The organism is Micromonospora sp. NPDC005172 (assembly GCF_040608555.1).
In the GTDB taxonomy this organism is placed as follows: domain Bacteria; phylum Actinomycetota; class Actinomycetes; order Mycobacteriales; family Micromonosporaceae; genus Micromonospora.
Map to the genome: position 1 here is coordinate 1 of NZ_JBEXIL010000009.1, position 16,390 is coordinate 16,390.

Annotated in this window: 17 protein-coding genes and 2 tRNA genes; 6 read left to right on the forward strand and 13 right to left on the reverse strand. The window is 70.2% G+C overall.

Features of this window, described 5'->3' with window-relative positions; translation table 11 throughout:
* Nucleotides 1-577: 577 nt before the first annotated feature.
* Nucleotides 578-802, forward strand: coding sequence for a hypothetical protein (locus tag ABZV06_RS08310; RefSeq protein WP_355241557.1), 225 nt, complete (start codon nt 578-580; stop codon nt 800-802).
* Between the two features lie 2 nt (nt 803-804).
* Here the strand turns inward: ABZV06_RS08310 and ABZV06_RS08315 are convergent, their stop codons facing one another.
* Both ABZV06_RS08315 and ABZV06_RS08320 read right to left on the reverse strand, forming a co-directional pair.
* Complete coding sequence (locus ABZV06_RS08315; protein ID WP_355619720.1) at nt 805-1,602, reverse strand: carbon-nitrogen hydrolase family protein; 798 nt, start codon at nt 1,600-1,602, stop codon at nt 805-807.
* Between the two features lie 39 nt (nt 1,603-1,641).
* Nucleotides 1,642-2,475, reverse strand: coding sequence for a DMT family transporter (locus tag ABZV06_RS08320; RefSeq protein WP_355619723.1), 834 nt, complete (start codon nt 2,473-2,475; stop codon nt 1,642-1,644).
* A 41-nt stretch (nt 2,476-2,516) separates the two neighbouring features.
* On the opposite strand from ABZV06_RS08320, the gene ABZV06_RS08325 reads away from it, so the two are divergent.
* Nucleotides 2,517-3,137, forward strand: a complete 621-nt coding sequence (locus ABZV06_RS08325; protein WP_355241566.1) for an XRE family transcriptional regulator — start codon at nt 2,517-2,519, stop codon at nt 3,135-3,137.
* A 27-nt stretch (nt 3,138-3,164) separates the two neighbouring features.
* Here ABZV06_RS08325 and clpX read toward each other — a convergent pair whose 3' ends face one another.
* The 5 genes from clpX to ABZV06_RS08350 all read right to left on the reverse strand — a co-directional run bounded on the left by clpX (nt 3,165) and on the right by ABZV06_RS08350 (nt 7,719).
* Nucleotides 3,165-4,460: an ATP-dependent Clp protease ATP-binding subunit ClpX gene (clpX, locus tag ABZV06_RS08330; protein WP_145779357.1), complete on the reverse strand. Its 1,296-nt coding sequence runs from the start codon at nt 4,458-4,460 to the stop codon at nt 3,165-3,167.
* A gap of 211 nt (nt 4,461-4,671) precedes the next feature.
* The gene (locus ABZV06_RS08335) at nt 4,672-5,334 is read right to left on the reverse strand and encodes an ATP-dependent Clp protease proteolytic subunit (RefSeq protein ID WP_355241569.1); all 663 of its coding nucleotides are present in this window, start codon (nt 5,332-5,334) and stop codon (nt 4,672-4,674) included.
* A 10-nt stretch (nt 5,335-5,344) separates the two neighbouring features.
* The gene (locus tag ABZV06_RS08340; RefSeq protein ID WP_007464111.1) at nt 5,345-5,986 is read right to left on the reverse strand and encodes an ATP-dependent Clp protease proteolytic subunit; all 642 of its coding nucleotides are present in this window, start codon (nt 5,984-5,986) and stop codon (nt 5,345-5,347) included.
* A 194-nt stretch (nt 5,987-6,180) separates the two neighbouring features.
* The gene (tig, locus tag ABZV06_RS08345; RefSeq protein WP_355241572.1) at nt 6,181-7,527 is read right to left on the reverse strand and encodes a trigger factor; all 1,347 of its coding nucleotides are present in this window, start codon (nt 7,525-7,527) and stop codon (nt 6,181-6,183) included.
* 118 nt (nt 7,528-7,645) lie between these two features.
* Nucleotides 7,646-7,719 (reverse strand) — tRNA-Pro (locus ABZV06_RS08350).
* Nucleotides 7,720-8,053: 334 nt separating this feature from the next.
* On the opposite strand from ABZV06_RS08350, the gene ABZV06_RS08355 reads away from it, so the two are divergent.
* Nucleotides 8,054-8,127, forward strand: a tRNA-Gly gene (locus tag ABZV06_RS08355).
* Nucleotides 8,128-8,367: 240 nt separating this feature from the next.
* On the opposite strand, the gene ABZV06_RS08360 is transcribed toward ABZV06_RS08355, so the two are convergent.
* From ABZV06_RS08360 to ABZV06_RS08370, 3 genes are all read right to left on the reverse strand, one after another.
* The gene (locus tag ABZV06_RS08360; RefSeq protein ID WP_355619726.1) at nt 8,368-9,051 is read right to left on the reverse strand and encodes a hypothetical protein; all 684 of its coding nucleotides are present in this window, start codon (nt 9,049-9,051) and stop codon (nt 8,368-8,370) included.
* A gap of 381 nt (nt 9,052-9,432) precedes the next feature.
* Nucleotides 9,433-9,858, reverse strand: a complete 426-nt coding sequence (locus tag ABZV06_RS08365; RefSeq protein ID WP_355619729.1) for a nitroreductase family deazaflavin-dependent oxidoreductase — start codon at nt 9,856-9,858, stop codon at nt 9,433-9,435.
* On the reverse strand, nt 9,855-10,478 hold the full coding sequence (locus ABZV06_RS08370; protein WP_355619732.1) for an NAD(P)H-binding protein: 624 nt from the start codon (nt 10,476-10,478) through the stop codon (nt 9,855-9,857). The genes ABZV06_RS08365 and ABZV06_RS08370 overlap by 4 nt, the downstream gene beginning before the upstream one ends.
* Before the next feature lie 102 nt (nt 10,479-10,580).
* On the opposite strand from ABZV06_RS08370, the gene ABZV06_RS08375 reads away from it, so the two are divergent.
* The gene (locus ABZV06_RS08375) at nt 10,581-10,958 is read left to right on the forward strand and encodes a helix-turn-helix domain-containing protein (RefSeq protein ID WP_355241581.1); all 378 of its coding nucleotides are present in this window, start codon (nt 10,581-10,583) and stop codon (nt 10,956-10,958) included.
* A 52-nt stretch (nt 10,959-11,010) separates the two neighbouring features.
* On the opposite strand, the gene ABZV06_RS08380 is transcribed toward ABZV06_RS08375, so the two are convergent.
* Nucleotides 11,011-12,132: a hypothetical protein gene (locus ABZV06_RS08380; RefSeq protein WP_355619735.1), complete on the reverse strand. Its 1,122-nt coding sequence runs from the start codon at nt 12,130-12,132 to the stop codon at nt 11,011-11,013.
* A gap of 156 nt (nt 12,133-12,288) precedes the next feature.
* Here ABZV06_RS08380 and ABZV06_RS08385 point away from each other — a divergent pair, with 156 nt between their 5' ends.
* Nucleotides 12,289-14,436 carry a M14 family zinc carboxypeptidase gene (locus ABZV06_RS08385; RefSeq protein ID WP_355619737.1) on the forward strand — a complete coding sequence of 716 codons (2,148 nt, stop codon included), beginning with the start codon at nt 12,289-12,291 and terminating at the stop codon, nt 14,434-14,436.
* A gap of 301 nt (nt 14,437-14,737) precedes the next feature.
* Here ABZV06_RS08385 and ABZV06_RS08390 read toward each other — a convergent pair whose 3' ends face one another.
* Nucleotides 14,738-15,286 (reverse strand): hypothetical protein, encoded by a 549-nt coding sequence (locus ABZV06_RS08390; protein WP_355241590.1) that lies wholly within the window; start codon nt 15,284-15,286, stop codon nt 14,738-14,740.
* Between the two features lie 196 nt (nt 15,287-15,482).
* Here ABZV06_RS08390 and ABZV06_RS08395 point away from each other — a divergent pair, with 196 nt between their 5' ends.
* Nucleotides 15,483-15,833, forward strand: coding sequence for a hypothetical protein (locus tag ABZV06_RS08395; RefSeq protein ID WP_355619740.1), 351 nt, complete (start codon nt 15,483-15,485; stop codon nt 15,831-15,833).
* A gap of 53 nt (nt 15,834-15,886) precedes the next feature.
* On the opposite strand, the gene ABZV06_RS08400 is transcribed toward ABZV06_RS08395, so the two are convergent.
* Entirely contained in the window at nt 15,887-16,354 is a 468-nt protein-coding gene (locus tag ABZV06_RS08400; protein WP_355241595.1) for a ribose-5-phosphate isomerase, read from the reverse strand.
* Between the last annotated feature and the right edge of the window lie 36 nt (nt 16,355-16,390).

Sequence of the window (16,390 nt, forward strand, 5' to 3'; positions counted from 1 at the left end):
CCCACCAAAAGCAGGCTGCCAGTCCGGGGTATAAATCATAATTGGCACTGGCTTTACAAGCACCCTGTTGAGTTCTCAAAGAACAACCACACACCGATCAGAAGCTCCACATCCGTGGAACCCCGTTTCGGGGCAACCGCTCAAACCTACTTGGTTGAACTTTCGTTGTCAACCTCGTATTTGAGGCGATCAACTTGGTTCGTCCGGACCCACGACGACGCACGCCGTATCCGGCGGTCGTTACTGTCGTGGGAAGCCGCAGACCGGCCGATCGCCGCTTCGCGGCTCTCCGCCCGGCTCCTGCCGGCCTCAGAACTCTACCCGGTCGGCTTCGCGTCCGCAACCCCGTCTCCGAGGTGTTTCGCACCGCCCGATCCCGGCCTCGCTCGGCGTTGCCGCCACGAGCCCGGAGCCCGTTCTCAGCCGGTTTGTCCGGCCTCCCCCGTGCAGAGAGAAAGTTACGCGGACGGCCGGGAGAAGGCAAATCAGGGTTCATCACTGGTTTGACCGAGCCGATCGGCGCGGTCTCCATCGTGGTCGGCGACGCGGCGCGCGTCGGCGTGCCAGAGTGTCAGTCATGGATGAGTCCGGGCTGGATACCGCGGTGTTCGCCGAGGAAGCACTGCTCGGCGTTCTCCTGCCGTTCTGGCAGCTGGTGATCGGCGCGGTCGTACTGGTGGTCCTGGTCTTCTCGGTGGGACGGCTGGCCCGCCGCGGCAGGTCCCGGATGACCACCGCCCTGCTGGTCACCGCCGCAGTCATCGCCGGCCTTGCCACGATCGGCGTGCTCCTGGAGGGCTGAGCTCAGAGGCGACGGTTGGCGAGGCTCGGCAGCTCGGCCCGGACGACGGCGAGCCGGTCGAGGTCCAGGTCGGCCACAGCCACCCCCGGTCCGTCGGGCAGTTGGGTCAGGACCGTGCCCCACGGGTCGACCACCATGCTGCGCCCGAAGCAGGTGCGGCCCGGCTCGTGGTCACCGGTCTGACCGGCCGCCGCCACGAAGCACTGGTTCTCGATGGCCCGGGCCCGCAGGAGAACCTCCCAGTGGTCCCGCCCGGTGTGCATCATGAACGCCGCCGGCACCACCAGGAGTTGGGCGCCGCCCTCGGTGGCGAGGCGACGGTACAACTCGGGAAAGCGCAGGTCGTAGCAGATCGACAACCCGACCCGGAGACCCTCCACGCTCACCACGACGGGTTGGACACCGGGCGCGACCGTCTCGGACTCCCGGTAGGACACGCGGCCGGGGATCTCCACGTCGTACAGGTGGATCTTGCGATAGCTCGCGGCCAGGTTGCCGGAGCGGTCGAAGACCAGCGACGTGTTCCAGGTGTGCGCCGGGTCCGGGCCGGCCTCGTGGAACGACCCCGCCAGCACCCACATGCCCAGCCGCTGTGCGACGCCCGCGAAGAAGCTGCCCACCTCGCCGTCGACCGGCTCCGGGTCGGGCAGACCGTCCGCAGGGCCGAGATAGTCGACGTACTCGGGAAGGATGGCAAGGTCCGCGCCGCCGTCGGCGGCGCGTTCCAGCAGCACCTCCGCGGCGGCCAGGTTGGCCTTGCGGTCGTCTCGGGCGTTCAGCTGGCAGACGGCGACGCGCATGAGCCCAGAGTACGACCGGACGGGCCGGTGTGGACAGCGTCAGATGCTGGCCAGTACGAGAGCACCCGCCGCGAACCCGAGGCCGGCGACCTGGACCGGGCGCAGTCGTTCCCGGTCGACGGCCAGGGCGAGCAGTACCGTGCTGGCGGGGTAGAGCGCGGCGATCGCCGCGACGATGCTGAGGTGGCCCCGGGCAGCGGCGGCCATGAAGAGGGCGTTGGCGGTGCTGTCGAGCAGCCCGGCGGCGGCCGCCCAGCCCAGCACCCGCCGTCCGAGCCGCAGTCGCACACCGGTGCGGGCGGCGAGGAGCAGGCCGAAGGCGATCGAGCTGGTCCGTACCGCCGCCACGGGCCACATGCCCGCGCCCTCGCTGGCCTGACCGAGCAGTGTGAAGAACACGCCGAAGAGCGCGCCGGCCGCGAGAGCGAGCCCCACCGTCCGCGCGGGAACCGTGGGTCGGCCGCCCCCCTCGCCGAGGCTGACCAGAGCGATCGCGACCACCGCGAGACCGGCGCCGGTGAGCGCCAGAGCGCCGGGGAACGTGGAGGTGAACAGGCCCGCGACGATCGGAACCACCGCTGCGGTGATCGCGGTGACCGGTGCCACCACTGCCATCATCCCGCCGGCGAGCGCCCGGTAGAGCAGGACGATCCCGCCCGCTCCCGCCACCCCCGCGAGCAACCCCCAGGCGATGTCGGTACCCGTCGGTGACCCGGGCACCACCAGCACGAGTACGACCAGCAGCGGGACGCTCAACAGTTGGGAGACCACGGTCACCGCGATCGGGTCGGCGCGCCGGGACGCCTTGCCGCCGGAGAAGTCGGCCGTGCCGAACGCGACTGCGGAGAGCGCTGCCAGGAGAATGGAGAACATCCAACTGTCGTATCACAATAGTGACCGTGAAGGATAGTCTGATGACCGACGCAGGTGGCCGGGTGGGCGCGGTGACGGCCGCAGTGGCCCGGCAGGTACGCGAGCTACGCGCCGCCCGGGGCTGGTCCTTCGAGGAGTTGGCCGGTCGCTCCGGGGTGAGCAAGGGCATGCTCGTGCAGATCGAGGGCGCACGCACCAACCCCAGCGTCGGCACACTGTGCCGGGTCGCCGACGCGTTCGGTGTCAACATCGCCCGGCTGGTCGAGCCCGACGAGGAGCAGACGGTCAGGATCAGCCCCACGGCCGAGGCGCCCGTGCTGTGGCAGGGCGAGCACGGCGGCCGTGCCCGCCTACTCAGCGGGCTGGGCGAACCCGACCTCGTCGAGCTGTGGGACTGGCGGATGGAACCCGGAGACGGACACCGCTCCTCCGACCACCCCCGCGGCACCCGCGAGGTCCTGCACGTCCTCAGCGGGACCGTGATCGTCCGGGTCGACGGGCAGGACCACACCGTAAGGGCCGGTGACACGATCGAGTTCCACGCCGACCGGGAACACGGCTACCGCAACGACGCCGAGGAACCAGCTCGACTGATGATGATGACGGTCACCCCGTCGGGCGAGTGGGACCGCCGAACACGGTCACGCCGGCCGCGTCAGTGACGAACGGCCGGCGTGACGCGGGGAGGATCAGGCCGACTTCTCCTCGCGGTCCCGCCGGGCCCGACGCCCGGTGAACTCGCGCGGAACGATTGTCGGGTTGACGTTCTCCAGGACGACCTCGCGGGTGATCAGCACCCGAGCGGCGTCGGGGTTGCTCGGCACCTCGTACATCGCGGAGAGCAGGACCTCCTCGATGATGGCGCGCAGGCCTCGGGCACCCGTGCCCCGCAGCATCGCCTGGTCGGCGATGGCCTCCAGTGCCGGCTCGTCGAACTCCAGCTCGACACCGTCCAACTCGAACAGACGCTGGTACTGCCGGACCAGGGCGTTGCGCGGCTCGGTGAGGATGCGCACCAGGGCGCTGCGGTCCAGGCTGCGCACGTTGGTGATGACCGGCAGCCGGCCGACGAACTCGGGGATGAGCCCGAACTTGAGCATGTCCTCCGGCATGACCTGACTGAAGATGTCGTCGGTCGACCGCTCGGAGACCGACCGCAGCCGGGCGCCGAAGCCCGTGCCGCCCTGCCCGGTGCGGGACTCGATGATCTGGTCGAGGCCGGCGAACGCGCCACCGCAGATGAACAGCACGTTCGTGGTGTCGATCTGGATGAACTCCTGGTGCGGGTGCTTGCGACCGCCCTGGGGCGGCACGTTGGCGACCGTGCCCTCGAGCATCTTGAGCAGAGCCTGCTGCACACCCTCGCCGGAGACGTCGCGGGTGATCGACGGGTTCTCCGACTTACGGGCGATCTTGTCGACCTCGTCGATGTAGATGATGCCGGTCTCGGCGCGCTTGATGTCGTAGTCGGCGGCCTGGATCAGCTTGAGGAGGATGTTCTCCACGTCCTCGCCCACGTAGCCCGCCTCGGTCAGCGCCGTGGCGTCGGCGATGGCGAACGGGACGTTCAACATCCGGGCGAGCGTCTGCGCCAGGTGGGTCTTGCCGCACCCTGTCGGGCCGAGCAGCAGGATGTTGGACTTCGCCAGCTCGACGGCATCACTGCCGGAGCCGGGCGCGTTGGCCGCTTCGGCCTGGATCCGCTTGTAGTGGTTGTAGACCGCTACGGCGAGCGCCTTCTTGGCCTGATCCTGGCCGACGACGTAGTTGTCGAGGAACTGGCAGATCTCCATCGGCTTGGGAAGCTCTTCCCACTTCACCTCGCCGGACTCGGCCAACTCCTCTTCGATGATCTCGTTACAGAGATCGATGCACTCGTCGCAGATGTAGACCCCAGGGCCCGCGATGAGCTTCTTCACCTGCTTCTGCGACTTACCGCAGAAGGAGCATTTCAGTAGGTCGCCGCCGTCACCGATCCGTGCCACCTACGTTCTCCCTGCACTCGTCGGCCGGAGACCCGGCCCTGACCTGCGGACGCTGCGCGCCGCCCGGTTTGGTTCGCCCCACCGGCCCGACCGGCGAAGCGGTACGGACCCGACGTTACCCGCTGGCGGGGCATTCTCCGACCCCCAAAACGGGTGTGTCAGAGGTCGGCCGGGAACCAAGGCCCCGGCCAACCTCTGACCCGGTACTGACTCAGCTGGCCGCGTTGGCAGCCAGCAGACCCTTCTTGCGGCTGGTCAGAATGGTGTCCACCAGCCCGTACTCCTTGGACTCCGCGGCCGTCATGATCTTGTCGCGGTCGATGTCCTTGCGAACCTGATCGATCGGGCGGTTGCAGTGGCGGGACAGCATGTCCTCCAACTGCGTACGCATCCGCAGGATCTCCCGGGCCTGGATCTCGATGTCCGAGCCCTGCCCGTAGCCGCCCTCGGTGGCCGGCTGGTGGATGATGATCCGCGAGTTCGGCAGGGCCATCCGCTTACCCGGAGTACCCGCCGACAGCAGCACCGCCGCCGCGCTGGCGGCCTGCCCGAGGCAGACCGTCGAGATGTCCGGACGGACGTACTGCATCGTGTCGTAGATCGCCGTCATGGCCGTGAACGAGCCACCAGGCGAGTTGATGTACATGATGATGTCGCGGTCCGGGTCGGTGCCCTCCAGCGTGAGCAGCTGGGCCATCACGTCGTTGGCCGACGCGTCGTCCACCTGCACACCGAGGAAGATGATCCGGTCCTCGAAGAGCTTGTTGTACGGGTTCGACTCCTTGACCCCGTACGACGTGCGCTCGACGAACGACGGCAGAACGTAGCGGTTGTGCACGGCCGCGAACTGGGGCGGCAGGCTCAGATCGGTCATCGTCAGCTCCTCAGCTCAGGGTCCCGGCGCCATCCGGAACCTGAGCGGCCCCGATGATCACCTTGTCGATGAAGCCGTAGTCCATGGCCTCCTGGGCGGTGAACCAACGGTCCCGGTCCGAGTCGGCCTCGATCTGCGACTGGCTCTGGCCGGTGTGGTGCGCGACCCGCTCCTGGAACATCCGCTTCGTGTAGAGCATCTGCTCCGCCTGGATGGCGATGTCGGACGCCGTGCCGCCCAGACCACCGGACGGCTGGTGCATCATGATCCGGGCGTGCGGCAGCGCGTAACGCTTGCCCTTCGTGCCCGCGCAGAGCAGCAGCTGACCCATCGAGGCAGCCATGCCCATCGCCACGGTCGACACGTCGTTGTCGATGAACTGCATGGTGTCGTAGATCGCCATGCCCGAGTAGACCGAGCCACCCGGCGAGTTGATCCACAGGTTGATGTCGCGGTCCGGGTCCTCCGCGGCGAGCAGCAGCAGCTGCGCGCAGATGCGGTTGGCGACCTGGTCGGTCACCTCACTGCCCAGGAAGATGATGCGTTCCTTGAGCAACCGGTTGTAGACCGAGTCGTCGAGGTTGCCAATGGAGTCGCCACCGCGCGCGTCAATCGCCCGGAGCGACTTCTTGGGGATGTGCATGTCGGTCATGGCAGCCCTTCGCTCTCCGTACCGTCTTTCCCGACACTAACCGCTGTGCGGGGCGGCAGAGTCCCGGTCGGGGCACTGTTCGCTCTCAGCGCAGTCGCGTCGGGCGCACCCGCGGCGCGGGCTTCCGGGCGTACCCGGGAACGGGTGTGGCCGCCGTGCACCGCGCAGCGGCGGACGGCGGCCGCACCCGACGATCAGTGCTCGTGGTTGTGCTCGGCCTCGTTGGCGGCGCGCAACGCGTCCAGGGTGACCGGGTTACCGGCCGCGTCCTTGATCGAGATGCGCTCCATGACTGCCGCGAGCGCCTTACCGCGCCGCACGTCACCGAAGACCGCGGCGGCGGCGCCGGAGCGCACCAGCTGGTCGTAGTACTGCTGCGGGGCCATCCCGGCGCGCTGCGCCCGGTGCACGATCTCGTGCCCGAACTCGTCGTCGGAGACCTGCACGTCCTCCGCGTCGGCCAGCGTGTCGAGCAGGAGCTGGACCTTGACGCCCTCGGTGGCCGCCTCGGTCAGCTCGGCGTCGATCTGCTCCTCGGTCTTCTCCTCGGCCGCGAGGTATTCCTCCAGGGAGGCGCCGATCCGCTCGAGCTGGTCGACCATGGCCTGCTTGCGGCTGGCGACCTCCTCGCGCACGACACCCTCCGGCGCGGGCACCTCGGCGGTCTCGACCAGCTGCGCGAGCGCCTTGTCCCGGGCGGCGTAGATCTGCTCGACCTGCTTGCCCTGGGTGACCCGGCCGCGCAGGTCGTCGCGCAGCTCGTCGATCGTGTCGAACTCGCTGGCCATCTGGGCGAACTCGTCGTTCAGCTCCGGCAGCTCCTTCTCCTTGACCGTGCGCACGGTCACCGCCACCTCGGCGTCCTGGCCGGCGAAGTCGCCGCCCACGAGCTGGGTGGTGAAGGTGGTGCTGTCGCCGGCGGCGAGACCGACGACGGCCTCGTCCAGACCCGGCAGGAGCTGCTTGCTGCCCACCTCGTGGGAGATGTTGCTCGCCTGGCCGCCCGGCACGTCCACGCCGTCGACGGTGGCGTTGAGGTCGATCTGCACGTAGTCGCCCTCGGCGGCGGCGCGCTCGACGGTCTTGAGGGTGGCGAACCGCTCGCGCAGGTTCTTGACCTGCTCGTCGATCTCGCTCTCGTCGATCTGCAGCTCGTCGACGGTCACCTCGATGGTGCTGGCGTCGGGCAGCGTGATCTCCGGGCGGACGTCGACCTCGGCGGTGAAGTTCAGCGAGTCACCGTCGTTGAACTCGGTGATCTCGACCTCGGGACGCCCCAGCGTCTTCAGGTCGTGCTCGCGTACCGCGGCCATGATGTTCTCCGGGATGGCCTCCTGGACCGCCTCGTTGAGGACGGTGCCCCGGCCCACCCGCTGGTCGATCACCGCGGTCGGCACCTTGCCCCGGCGGAAGCCCGGGACCTGGACCTGCGAACCGATCTCCCGGTACGCCTTCTTGAGGCTCGGCTCGAGCTCGACGAACGGCACCTCGATGGCGAGCCGCACGCGCGTCGGGCTCAGAGTCTCGACGGTGCTCTTCACAGGCGTACTCCTTGACGGATCTGGGTTTTGATTCTGGGCCTTCGATTGGCCCATCGAGTGTAGGCGAGCCGGCGGGTCCGGCTCGCAGCGCCCGGGGCGACCCGGACGCGAACGACAGTCGGGGTGGCGGGATTTGAACCCACGGCCCCTCGCTCCCAAAGCGAGTGCGCTACCAAGCTGCGCCACACCCCGTGGCGACGTGCAGTCTATGCCGTCGCCGCGCCTCAGGCAGTGCCGGGGCGTCCCCCACCCGGACAGATTTCCCCAAAGCACCCATCTCCCCCACCTTTCGCGGCCCGCCGCCCGCTGGCCTTTGACCTTGGCCGTTGGCCGTTGGCCGCAAGATCCGCGCAACATCGGGGAAATTGCGGCTTCCCGGCGCGCGGATGCCACAACTTCGGTGTTGTTGTGCGGATCTTGAGGGTGCCGCGCGGCGACACGACGCCGCGGGGGCGGTGGCGCGGTCGCGCGCCCACCACCGCCATTGGGTACGCTGTCGGCGCGCCCCGTTTCGGCGGGGCCGAGCGCGGGCGTAGCTCAATGGCAGAGCTTCAGTCTTCCAAACTGACGGTGCGGGTTCGATTCCCGTCGCCCGCTCCACCCACCAAGGCCCAGGTCGGCCGCATGATCGCGGCACCTGGGCCATTCCAACTATCCCGCGTGCCATACGGCTCGGCCGTGACTCTGCCCGGCGATCGGGCTGGTAGATCAGGGTCTCCGGATGGTCCCGTGCTCCCCCGGGTGCTGGTGCTGGAGGGCGCGGCGAGGATGTTGCCGGTGTTGCACGGGTCGCGCCCCGAACCCCGGCCCGCAAAGATCCGCTTCGGCGCTCAGCCCTGGTTACAGCTCCGCATCTCCGCCCGGAAGCTTGTCGAGCCATCCTTCGGCCAGGCGCAGGCGCCAGAGGTGGGTGGACAGGTCGTCGGGATAGCGAGGGCCGAACCTCCGCCAGAAGTCGACAAAGACCCAGGGGGAATCCAGCTCGAACTCATCGTCAGGGAATGCCCGGCCCATCTCAGGCTCCCCGACGTAGTGGCCCTCCTCGTCCTCGCCGTCTTCCACGTCGACTTGAACCAGGTAAGGCGCGACGTCATCGACTGGACAGCCGACTGCCTCTGCGATCAGGGCCGGCTGGCCGCCGTACTTGGCGGTGAGGCGAGCGATGTCCGTGGGGTCATCGGTGAAGTAGTCCGGCATCGTCGCGAAACGGTCCAGCGTGACACCGTCGCGCAGCAGCGAATGGCTCCAGTAGTCCCCGTCGTGGATGCGGACAGTGCTGCACAGGACAGTGAGGTCGCGAGACATGAACTCCGCGGCGGCGAGTTCGGTGAAGTGGCTCGGCCAGTTGACGACGGTCCAGCCGTTCACTGGCGGGAACCCCAGCACGTCGTTGTCAGTCACCGGTTCCACGTCCCGGCCGGGCTCCGCCAGCCAGGCGTTGACCGTGAAGAACCGCCTGGCGGCGGCCAGCACACTGCCTGCGTCCTCGGTCCGAAAGGCGGACACCGCGATGAACTCACCCACGCGGGGGACCTTAGACGTTGGCTGATCGCGGCTTCGATGCGCAGCCCGATCCCAATGGCGACGAGGAAGGCCACGACGTGCGGCTCGGCCGATGCGGCCTCACTCCCTGGCGTGATGACGAGGCGATGGCTGCCGCGCCCCTGCGCGGCTGGCCACCTGTCAGGGGGCTGGGGGCAGACTGGCGGCAGCCGCCTCGCGGACTGCGCGCTCGTACTGGTCCCTCTGGAACACGAACGGACCGAAGTCCCCATAGTCGCGCTCGGGCCGGCAGGGCTGTATGAAGCCCCGCCACATCACCGATTCCCCGGTAGTGATCACCTGGGCTTCCAGCGGCCAGCAGCCGACCTCGCCGCAGTCGCAACCGAGTAGAGGGCTCGCCGTTCAGTCGTCGACGCGTTCCAGGACGACCACGGGAATCTCCCGGGTGATCCGCTGCTGGTAGGCGGCGTACTCCGAGCTGGCCGACACCATCAGACGCCACAGGCGCGGACGTTCCTGCACCGTGGCGGTGCGCGCCCGGGCGGTGAAGGTCTCCGTACCGACCTGCACGGTGACGTACGGGTCGGCGAGCAGGTTGAGATACCACGCGGGGTGGTGCTCCGCGCCGCGGTTCGAGGCGGCCAGCACGTAGCGGTCGCCATCGCGTTCGTACACGAGCGCGGTGCGGCGCAGTTCGCCGGTTCTTCGGCCCCGGGTCGTGAGGAGCAGATCGTGCACGCCTGGCCGTGGTCTGCCTCCGGTCTCCTCGAAACGGCGGATGTGCGCGGCGACCCAGGTGTTCGGGCTGTCGTGGACCTCGGGCATCACACCTCCCGAACGCTCAGGGCGGACCGGTGGTGGCGGGGCGCCTGGATTTCGTCGACCAGCGCGATCGCGAAGTCCGCGTAGCTGATCCGGCTGGTCGGGTCGGCGTGCTCGGCGAGCCGGTAGTGGCCGGTCCGCGTGCCGTCGTGGTCGAAGTCGCCGGCTGGGGCCACGTACGCCCAGTCGAGATCGCAGGTCCGAAGCTCGTCGAGGCCCGCTGCGTGGCCCAGGTAGAAGGAGCGGTACCCGTCGGGGTAGCCGGGCTCGTCCATCAGGGCCCTGCCGGACGCTCCGGGCATGATCGACGCGAGGCCCACCACCACCAGGCGACGTACGCCCGCCTCGGCCAGGCCGGCGGCCAGGGCGCGGGACGACGTCGTGAAGAAGTCGCGTGGTGGCTGGGACAGGTCCACGGCGGCGCTGAGTGCGGCGTCCTGCCCGGCGGCGGCGCGCGCGACGCTCGCGGCGTCCGTCACGTCGCCCGCTGTCACGTGCGCGTCGCCCAGGTCGTCGTGGGCCGCCGGGTCACGCACCACGGCGGTGACCCGATGGCCGCGTCGACGCGCCTCGGCGGCGGCCTGCCGCCCGGCACGGCCACCCGCACCGAAGATCACGATGTTCATGGCGGACGCCTCTCACCAGGGGCCGGAGCCGGTGCGCCCGGCCGGTTCGCCGACGCTATCGCCGGGCCCGGTTACCGCTGGGATACCAGCTATCGTCAGGCCATGAGGCAACCCCTGCCCGCCGACATGTTCGACGAGCTGTGCCCCTCCTCGCTCAATCCGATCCGGTTCGGTGACAAGTGGGCGGCGCTCGTCATCCGCTGCCTGGAAGACGGGCCTCGCCGGTTCTCCGAGCTGCGCGTGCCGCTGCGCCGGGTCACACCCAAGGTCCTCACCCAGTCGCTGCGCTCCCTCGAACGGGACGGGCTGGTCGCCCGCACCGTCCACGCCGGAGCGAGCGCGCACGTCGAGTACGAGCTGACGCCGGTGGGCCGCAGCATGCTCGAACCGATCGCGGTCGCCTGCGCCTGGGTGGCGCAGCACTGGGACGAGCTGCTCGACGCCCGCGAGTCGTACGACAACGGGACAGCGACGCGGTGACCGGCGCCCGTCCCGCACGGGCACGACAGGCGCCGGTCGCCCCTGTCGCGGGTCAGCTCGTCGGCACCAGCAGGTAGGCCCGACGGGCCCGGTCGCCGCCTTCGGCACAGTCGATCGGGCAGGCGAGGCCCACGATGACGCCGTCGTCGTTGACGTCCTCGGCGGAGCGCAGCGTCACCGTCGGTGGCAGGTTCCGGACCCGCGTGTTCAGGTCGACCATCCGGCCGCCCTGCCAGAGGAACGCCCGCTCGTTGTAGAAGTCGGGGCTGCTGGTCCGGGCGATGCCGACCACCTGGCCGGCCTCGTTCACGGCGCGCGCCTCGGAGTAGTTGCCGCCGAGGGACCCGAGGTCGCGGATGGTGCCGTTGCGCCAGAGCGTCGCGTGCATCTGGCCGGCGGTGTTCTGCGAGACACCGACGACGTGGCCCCGGTCGTTGATGTCCCGGGCGTACGTGGACTCCGTGACGCCGCCCAGCGTGCCGAGATCCCTCAGCGCGCCACCGCTGTGGACGAAGGCGTGCAGGCCGCCACTCGGCACGGCGGCGCCGCCGACAACCTGCCCGGACGAGTTCACGCCGTAGGCGATGCCGTCGGTGCCCCAGGGACCCGCCTGTCCGCCGAGCGTGCCCAGGTCGACGACCCTGCCGTCCCGCCAGACGACCGCCCGGGTCGGCGCGCCCTGCTTCTCGAACCGGCTGCCGACCACCACGCCGTCGGAGTTGACGTCGTTCGCCGCGCTTCCGCTGCCCGCGCCGTACCCGGTGCCGAGGTCGGTCATGACGCCGCCGTCGTACCGGACGGCGTGCGGAGGGTCGGTGGCGTTGACGTGGGTGGCCCCGACGACGACCCCTCGCTCGTTGATGCCCGCCGCGGAACTCGCGCTGTACGTGTCGACGTAGAGGGTGCCCAGGTCGCTCATCGTCCCGTTCGTCCAGGCGAACCCGTGGAAGTTGTAGATGCCGTCGATCGTGGAGACGCCCACCACGGTACGGGCGTTGTTCAGGGCGTAACCGTCGCTGCTGGGCGGCTCACCCGTACTCGGCACGCCGAGCGTGCCGAGGTCGACGAAGGTGTACGTGGGCAGCGCCGCGGCTGCCGTGGCGACACCCGGCGCGGTCGTCAGACCGGTGGTCAGCACGATCAGGAAGGCAAGACTTCTCCGTAGTCGACTCATCGACGGTCCCCTCGTTGGCTACGCGATGGGGGAATGATGTCGGTCGACGTCGCCAGACGACCTTACGCCGCCCTTACCGATCAGTTTCCTTGACACACGTCGATCCGTGCACTGGTGTAAGGACCACACGCATCGACGTCCGTCACAGGAGGGCACATGATCGTCCGACGACGGTGGACGGCAGCCGCCACCACAGCGATCCTGATCAGCGCGGCGCTGTCCCATCCCGGCCCCGTCACGGCGGCACCCGCCGCGGTGGCCACACCGATCACCCTGGCCGCCACCGAGACCGCTCTGGTCCGCGTGCAGTTGCGCGATCAGGCCCAGCTCGACAGGTTGGTCGCCGTCGGCGCCGACCTGGCCAACCGCCCCCGGGCGCGGGACGGTCGGCTCCTCGCCGACATGGTGCTGACCGGCGCGCAGCTCGCCGACCTCACCGCTCAGGGCGCCACCGCCACCCAGATCGTGCAGCGGGCCGGCGATGGCAGCCGGCACTTCGCCGACAGCGTCCGCGCGGCGCGGGCGCGCACCGCCGCCGGACTGGCCGCCCCGGCCACCGGGCACCGGACCAGCGCGGCAGCGGCCGTCGACACCCTCCAGGTGCAGCAGGCGTACTGGTGGACCACCGGGGGCCAGACGTTCCTGCAGGCGCAGGTGGCCACCACCGCCACCGACGACCCGGACGTGGAGATCACGGTCAGCTGGCGGACCGCGGACGGCGCGACAGGATCGTTCCCGCTCTACCGGTTCGAGGACTCGGGCGAGTATCAGTACCACTACGCGCTCCCCCAGCCGGTGCCGAGCCGGCCGGTGCAGCTGACCGCCACCTCCAGCCTCGGCGGGGTCAGCCGGGCGATCACGCCGGCGCTCTGGCCCAACGCCGCCCCGCCGCCGCTGCCGGCCGGCTACCAGAAGGACTTCATCGACGCGTACCTGACGCCTGTCGACATCCAGGCGCGGATCAAGCGGCTCGCCCGCCAGTACCGGGACCTGGTCGACGTCATCGACCTGCCGAACAGGACCCAGGGGTACCGCCGGAACGCCGTCGCCTACCTGGGTGACCCGGCGGTCTCCGCCGTGGTGGTGGAGTCGGTCCGCTTCGGCGACCAGGGCATGAACGGCGTGCAGGTGCGCACGGTCGACCCGGGCCGGGCCAACCGACCGCTGACCGTCGGCTACCGCGACCGCGTCCTCACGGTCACGCTCGCCACCGACGCCGCCGGCACGACGGTGAGCACCACCGACGAGGTCGCGGCGGCCATCAACGCCCGGCAGGCGAACCGGTTCCGGGCCACCGTCGAGGACGGCTCGACGGGTCTGCCGATGCCGGTCGCCGGACCGTCCCGCCTCGACGACGGGCTTCAGGGCACCGAGGTGCCGGCCAAGCCGTGGACGGTGCAGGCGCTGCGCCTCGGCGTGCACCGCGACGGCTCCCGGGTCGGCGTGCTGGCGTACTCCCAGGAACACGCCCGGGAGTGGGCAACGCCGCTGGTGACGCTGGAGTTCGCCGAGCGGATGCTGGCGAATGCCCGCACCGACCCGGCCACCCGTGAGCTGCTGGAACAGGTCGACGTGTTCGTCATCCCGACGGTCAACCCGGACGGGGCGAACTACTCGTTCAACGACTACAACTTCCAGCGCAAGAACCTGGTCAACCACTGCGCCGGGCCGGCCCGGGACCCGAAGTACCGCACCTCGTGGGGCGTCGACGTCAACCGCAACTACACCGTCGGGTCGTACTTCGACGGCTATGTCGGGGCCAGCGCGAACTGCCTCTCGGGCAACTACGCGGGTACGGCCGAGCTGTCCGAGTCCGAGAGTGGCAACGTCATCGCACTGGCCAAGGCCCACCCGAACATCAGGTTCGCGATGAACGTGCACTCCTACGGCGGGTACTTCATGTGGCCGCCGGGGGCGTACCGGGCCGACGGGCGGATCACGCTGCCTCGGCCGTCGATCGACGAGTCGACGATGTTCCTCGACAGCGCCCGGCGGATCGTCGGCGCCATCGCCCAGGAGCGCGGCACGGTCACCTGGCCGTCGCAGACCGGCCCGGTCGCCGACGTGCTCTACTCCGCGGCCGGCAACTCGGCCGACCAGCTCTACTACGAGCTGGGCATCTTCGCCTGGGACTTCGAGGTCGGCAACGACCGCTGGAACCCGACCACCGGCGAGTGGGAGGGCGTCGGCTTCCAGCCGCCGTTCGACGAGGCGCACGGCGAGGCCCAGGAGTACGCGGGCGGGCTTGTGGAACTGGTACGGGTGGCCCGGGACCACGCCGCCGCCGAGGCGGCCACCGGCTGACCCACCCAAGACCACCAAGCAGCATGACGACGGTGGCCCGCTCTACAACTACGACGGGATGGTCGCCCCGGACGGCGGCGAGCCCGGCGTCGAGGACCCGGCGGCCCGCGTCGCCTCTCCCCGGGCCGACGCCGAGGGGCCACGGCGGCAGCCACTGACACCCCGGAACCTTCCGGTACGCACCCGCAACGGCCGGCGACGGATGAACCGTGGCCGGCCGGGTAAGCAGCGACACTGCCTGGTGGGGAGACGACCGGGTGCACGGGCGGGCGGCGTCAGGCCGACCCGCCCGTGCACGCCTTCAGGACACGTTCGAGGTGATCCAGTTCCAGGCCGAGACGACCCACTCGGTCTGCTGGAGCCAGGCCACGCCGAGACCGACGAGGAAGACCGCGGTGGCCAGGTGGGCGCCCCGCGCGCCGCGCCGGACGCGCCCGAGCTGCCGCTCCAGCACCAGGCGGCCGACTGCCCGGGCCAGCGCGAACAGGCCGACCGCCACCAGCAGGCTCAACACGAGCACCAGCAACGGGCCGGACAGGTTGCCACCCCCGGAGAGCGCCCAGATCCCCCAGCACACGAAGGCGAACAGGCCGGCTGCCGCACTCCACTCGCCGCCGCGACGCAACTGCGCCAGGCGCCAGCTCAGCGGACGGCGCGGCGCGGGCTCGCCCGGCCAACCCGTACCGGTCGGCTCCTCGATCACGGGAAACGGTTCGGTCCGCGGAGTACGCGGTTGACCCACCGGCGCCACACCGCGGCGGAAGCCGTCCCGCTGCGCCGGCACATCGACGCCTGCCTGCGGTGGGACCTCCACGGTGCGCTCCGCCCACGGCTGCGTCTGGTCTGCCATCTCGTCCTCCCCCTGACGGGCGGCGCCACCACCGCCCGGGTCCGAGGGTAGCCAGCCGGCACATCGTCGGTCCGCCTGCGGTCGGGCGGTCAAGATCCGCACAACTACCCAGATATTGCTGCCTCCGACGCTCGGGAGGCAGCAGCATCCCTGATCTTGCGCGGATCTTGATGGTGTGGGGAGGTACGGTCGGCGGATGGGCGACCCGGACCGACGCAGGCGACGGCTGCGCCACCACTCCGACTCCGACGCGACGGCGCGAAGTGCCGACGGCTCGGCGGTCAGCACCGCCGACGTCCACGACGGCGGGGATTCGCCGCCGCCGCCGCCGCGACGTCGAGGGGCCGGCGGCGACGACCGCGACGGCGAGCGAGGCCTACGCGGACTGGTCGGCTCCGGCTCGTCCCAGGTGGGGCTGAGCGCGGCGCTGCGGGCCCGTGACGCCGCCCGGCCGAGCGACGACGACCTCGCCGAGGCCGAGGCAAGGGTGGTGGTCGTCCGTCGCAACTGGGTACCCCGCGAGGACCTGCCCCGCCCGCCGCGCTGACGGCGAGCGGACCAAGGATGAGCGGACCAGCAGCGAGCGGGCCGCCGGCACGGTCAGGGCAGGTCGGGCAGCTCCCGGGTCAGCTCGTACTCGGCGACCTGGATGATCCGGCGGGCATGCCGCTCGTTTCCGGAGAACGGCGTGTTCAGGAACGCCTCGACGATGCCCGTGGCTTCGTCCAACGTGTGCTGACGGGCGCCCACCGCCACGACGTTCGCGTCGTTGTGCTGGCGGGCGAGCTGAGCCGTCTCGACGCTCCAGGCCAGAGCGGCACGGACCCCGGCGACCTTGTTCGCGGCGATCTGCTCGCCGTTGCCGGACCCGCCGATGACCACCCCGAGCGAGGTCTCGTCGGCGACCACCCGGTCACCGGTGTGCAGGCAGAACGTCGGGTAGTCGTCGTCCGGGTCGTAGCTGTGCGGGCCGACGTCGACCACGTCGTACCCCTGCTTGGCCAGGTGGTTGGCCAGGTGCACCTTCAACTCGAAACCGGCGTGGTCGGATCCCAGGTAGACGCGCATACCGCGCAGTCTGTCAGGCCGCGCTCTCCGATGCCG

What these genes read in the sequence shown, in the direction of transcription:
- ABZV06_RS08375 (WP_355241581.1), top strand. Translation starts at nt 10,581, where the DNA reads ATGAGGCAACCCCTGCCCGCCGACATGTTCGACGAGCTGTGCCCCTCC.
- ABZV06_RS08385 (WP_355619737.1), top strand. Translation starts at nt 12,289, where the DNA reads ATGATCGTCCGACGACGGTGGACGGCAGCCGCCACCACAGCGATCCTG.
- ABZV06_RS08370 (WP_355619732.1), bottom strand. Translation starts at nt 10,478, where the DNA reads ATGAACATCGTGATCTTCGGTGCGGGTGGCCGTGCCGGGCGGCAGGCC.
- ABZV06_RS08390 (WP_355241590.1), bottom strand. Translation starts at nt 15,286, where the DNA reads ATGGCAGACCAGACGCAGCCGTGGGCGGAGCGCACCGTGGAGGTCCCA.
- ABZV06_RS08315 (WP_355619720.1), bottom strand. Translation starts at nt 1,602, where the DNA reads ATGCGCGTCGCCGTCTGCCAGCTGAACGCCCGAGACGACCGCAAGGCC.
- ABZV06_RS08395 (WP_355619740.1), top strand. Translation starts at nt 15,483, where the DNA reads ATGGGCGACCCGGACCGACGCAGGCGACGGCTGCGCCACCACTCCGAC.
- ABZV06_RS08380 (WP_355619735.1), bottom strand. Translation starts at nt 12,132, where the DNA reads ATGAGTCGACTACGGAGAAGTCTTGCCTTCCTGATCGTGCTGACCACC.
- ABZV06_RS08400 (WP_355241595.1), bottom strand. Translation starts at nt 16,354, where the DNA reads ATGCGCGTCTACCTGGGATCCGACCACGCCGGTTTCGAGTTGAAGGTG.
- ABZV06_RS08310 (WP_355241557.1), top strand. Translation starts at nt 578, where the DNA reads ATGGATGAGTCCGGGCTGGATACCGCGGTGTTCGCCGAGGAAGCACTG.
- ABZV06_RS08325 (WP_355241566.1), top strand. Translation starts at nt 2,517, where the DNA reads ATGACCGACGCAGGTGGCCGGGTGGGCGCGGTGACGGCCGCAGTGGCC.
- ABZV06_RS08335 (WP_355241569.1), bottom strand. Translation starts at nt 5,334, where the DNA reads ATGACCGATCTGAGCCTGCCGCCCCAGTTCGCGGCCGTGCACAACCGC.
- ABZV06_RS08340 (WP_007464111.1), bottom strand. Translation starts at nt 5,986, where the DNA reads ATGACCGACATGCACATCCCCAAGAAGTCGCTCCGGGCGATTGACGCG.
- ABZV06_RS08320 (WP_355619723.1), bottom strand. Translation starts at nt 2,475, where the DNA reads ATGTTCTCCATTCTCCTGGCAGCGCTCTCCGCAGTCGCGTTCGGCACG.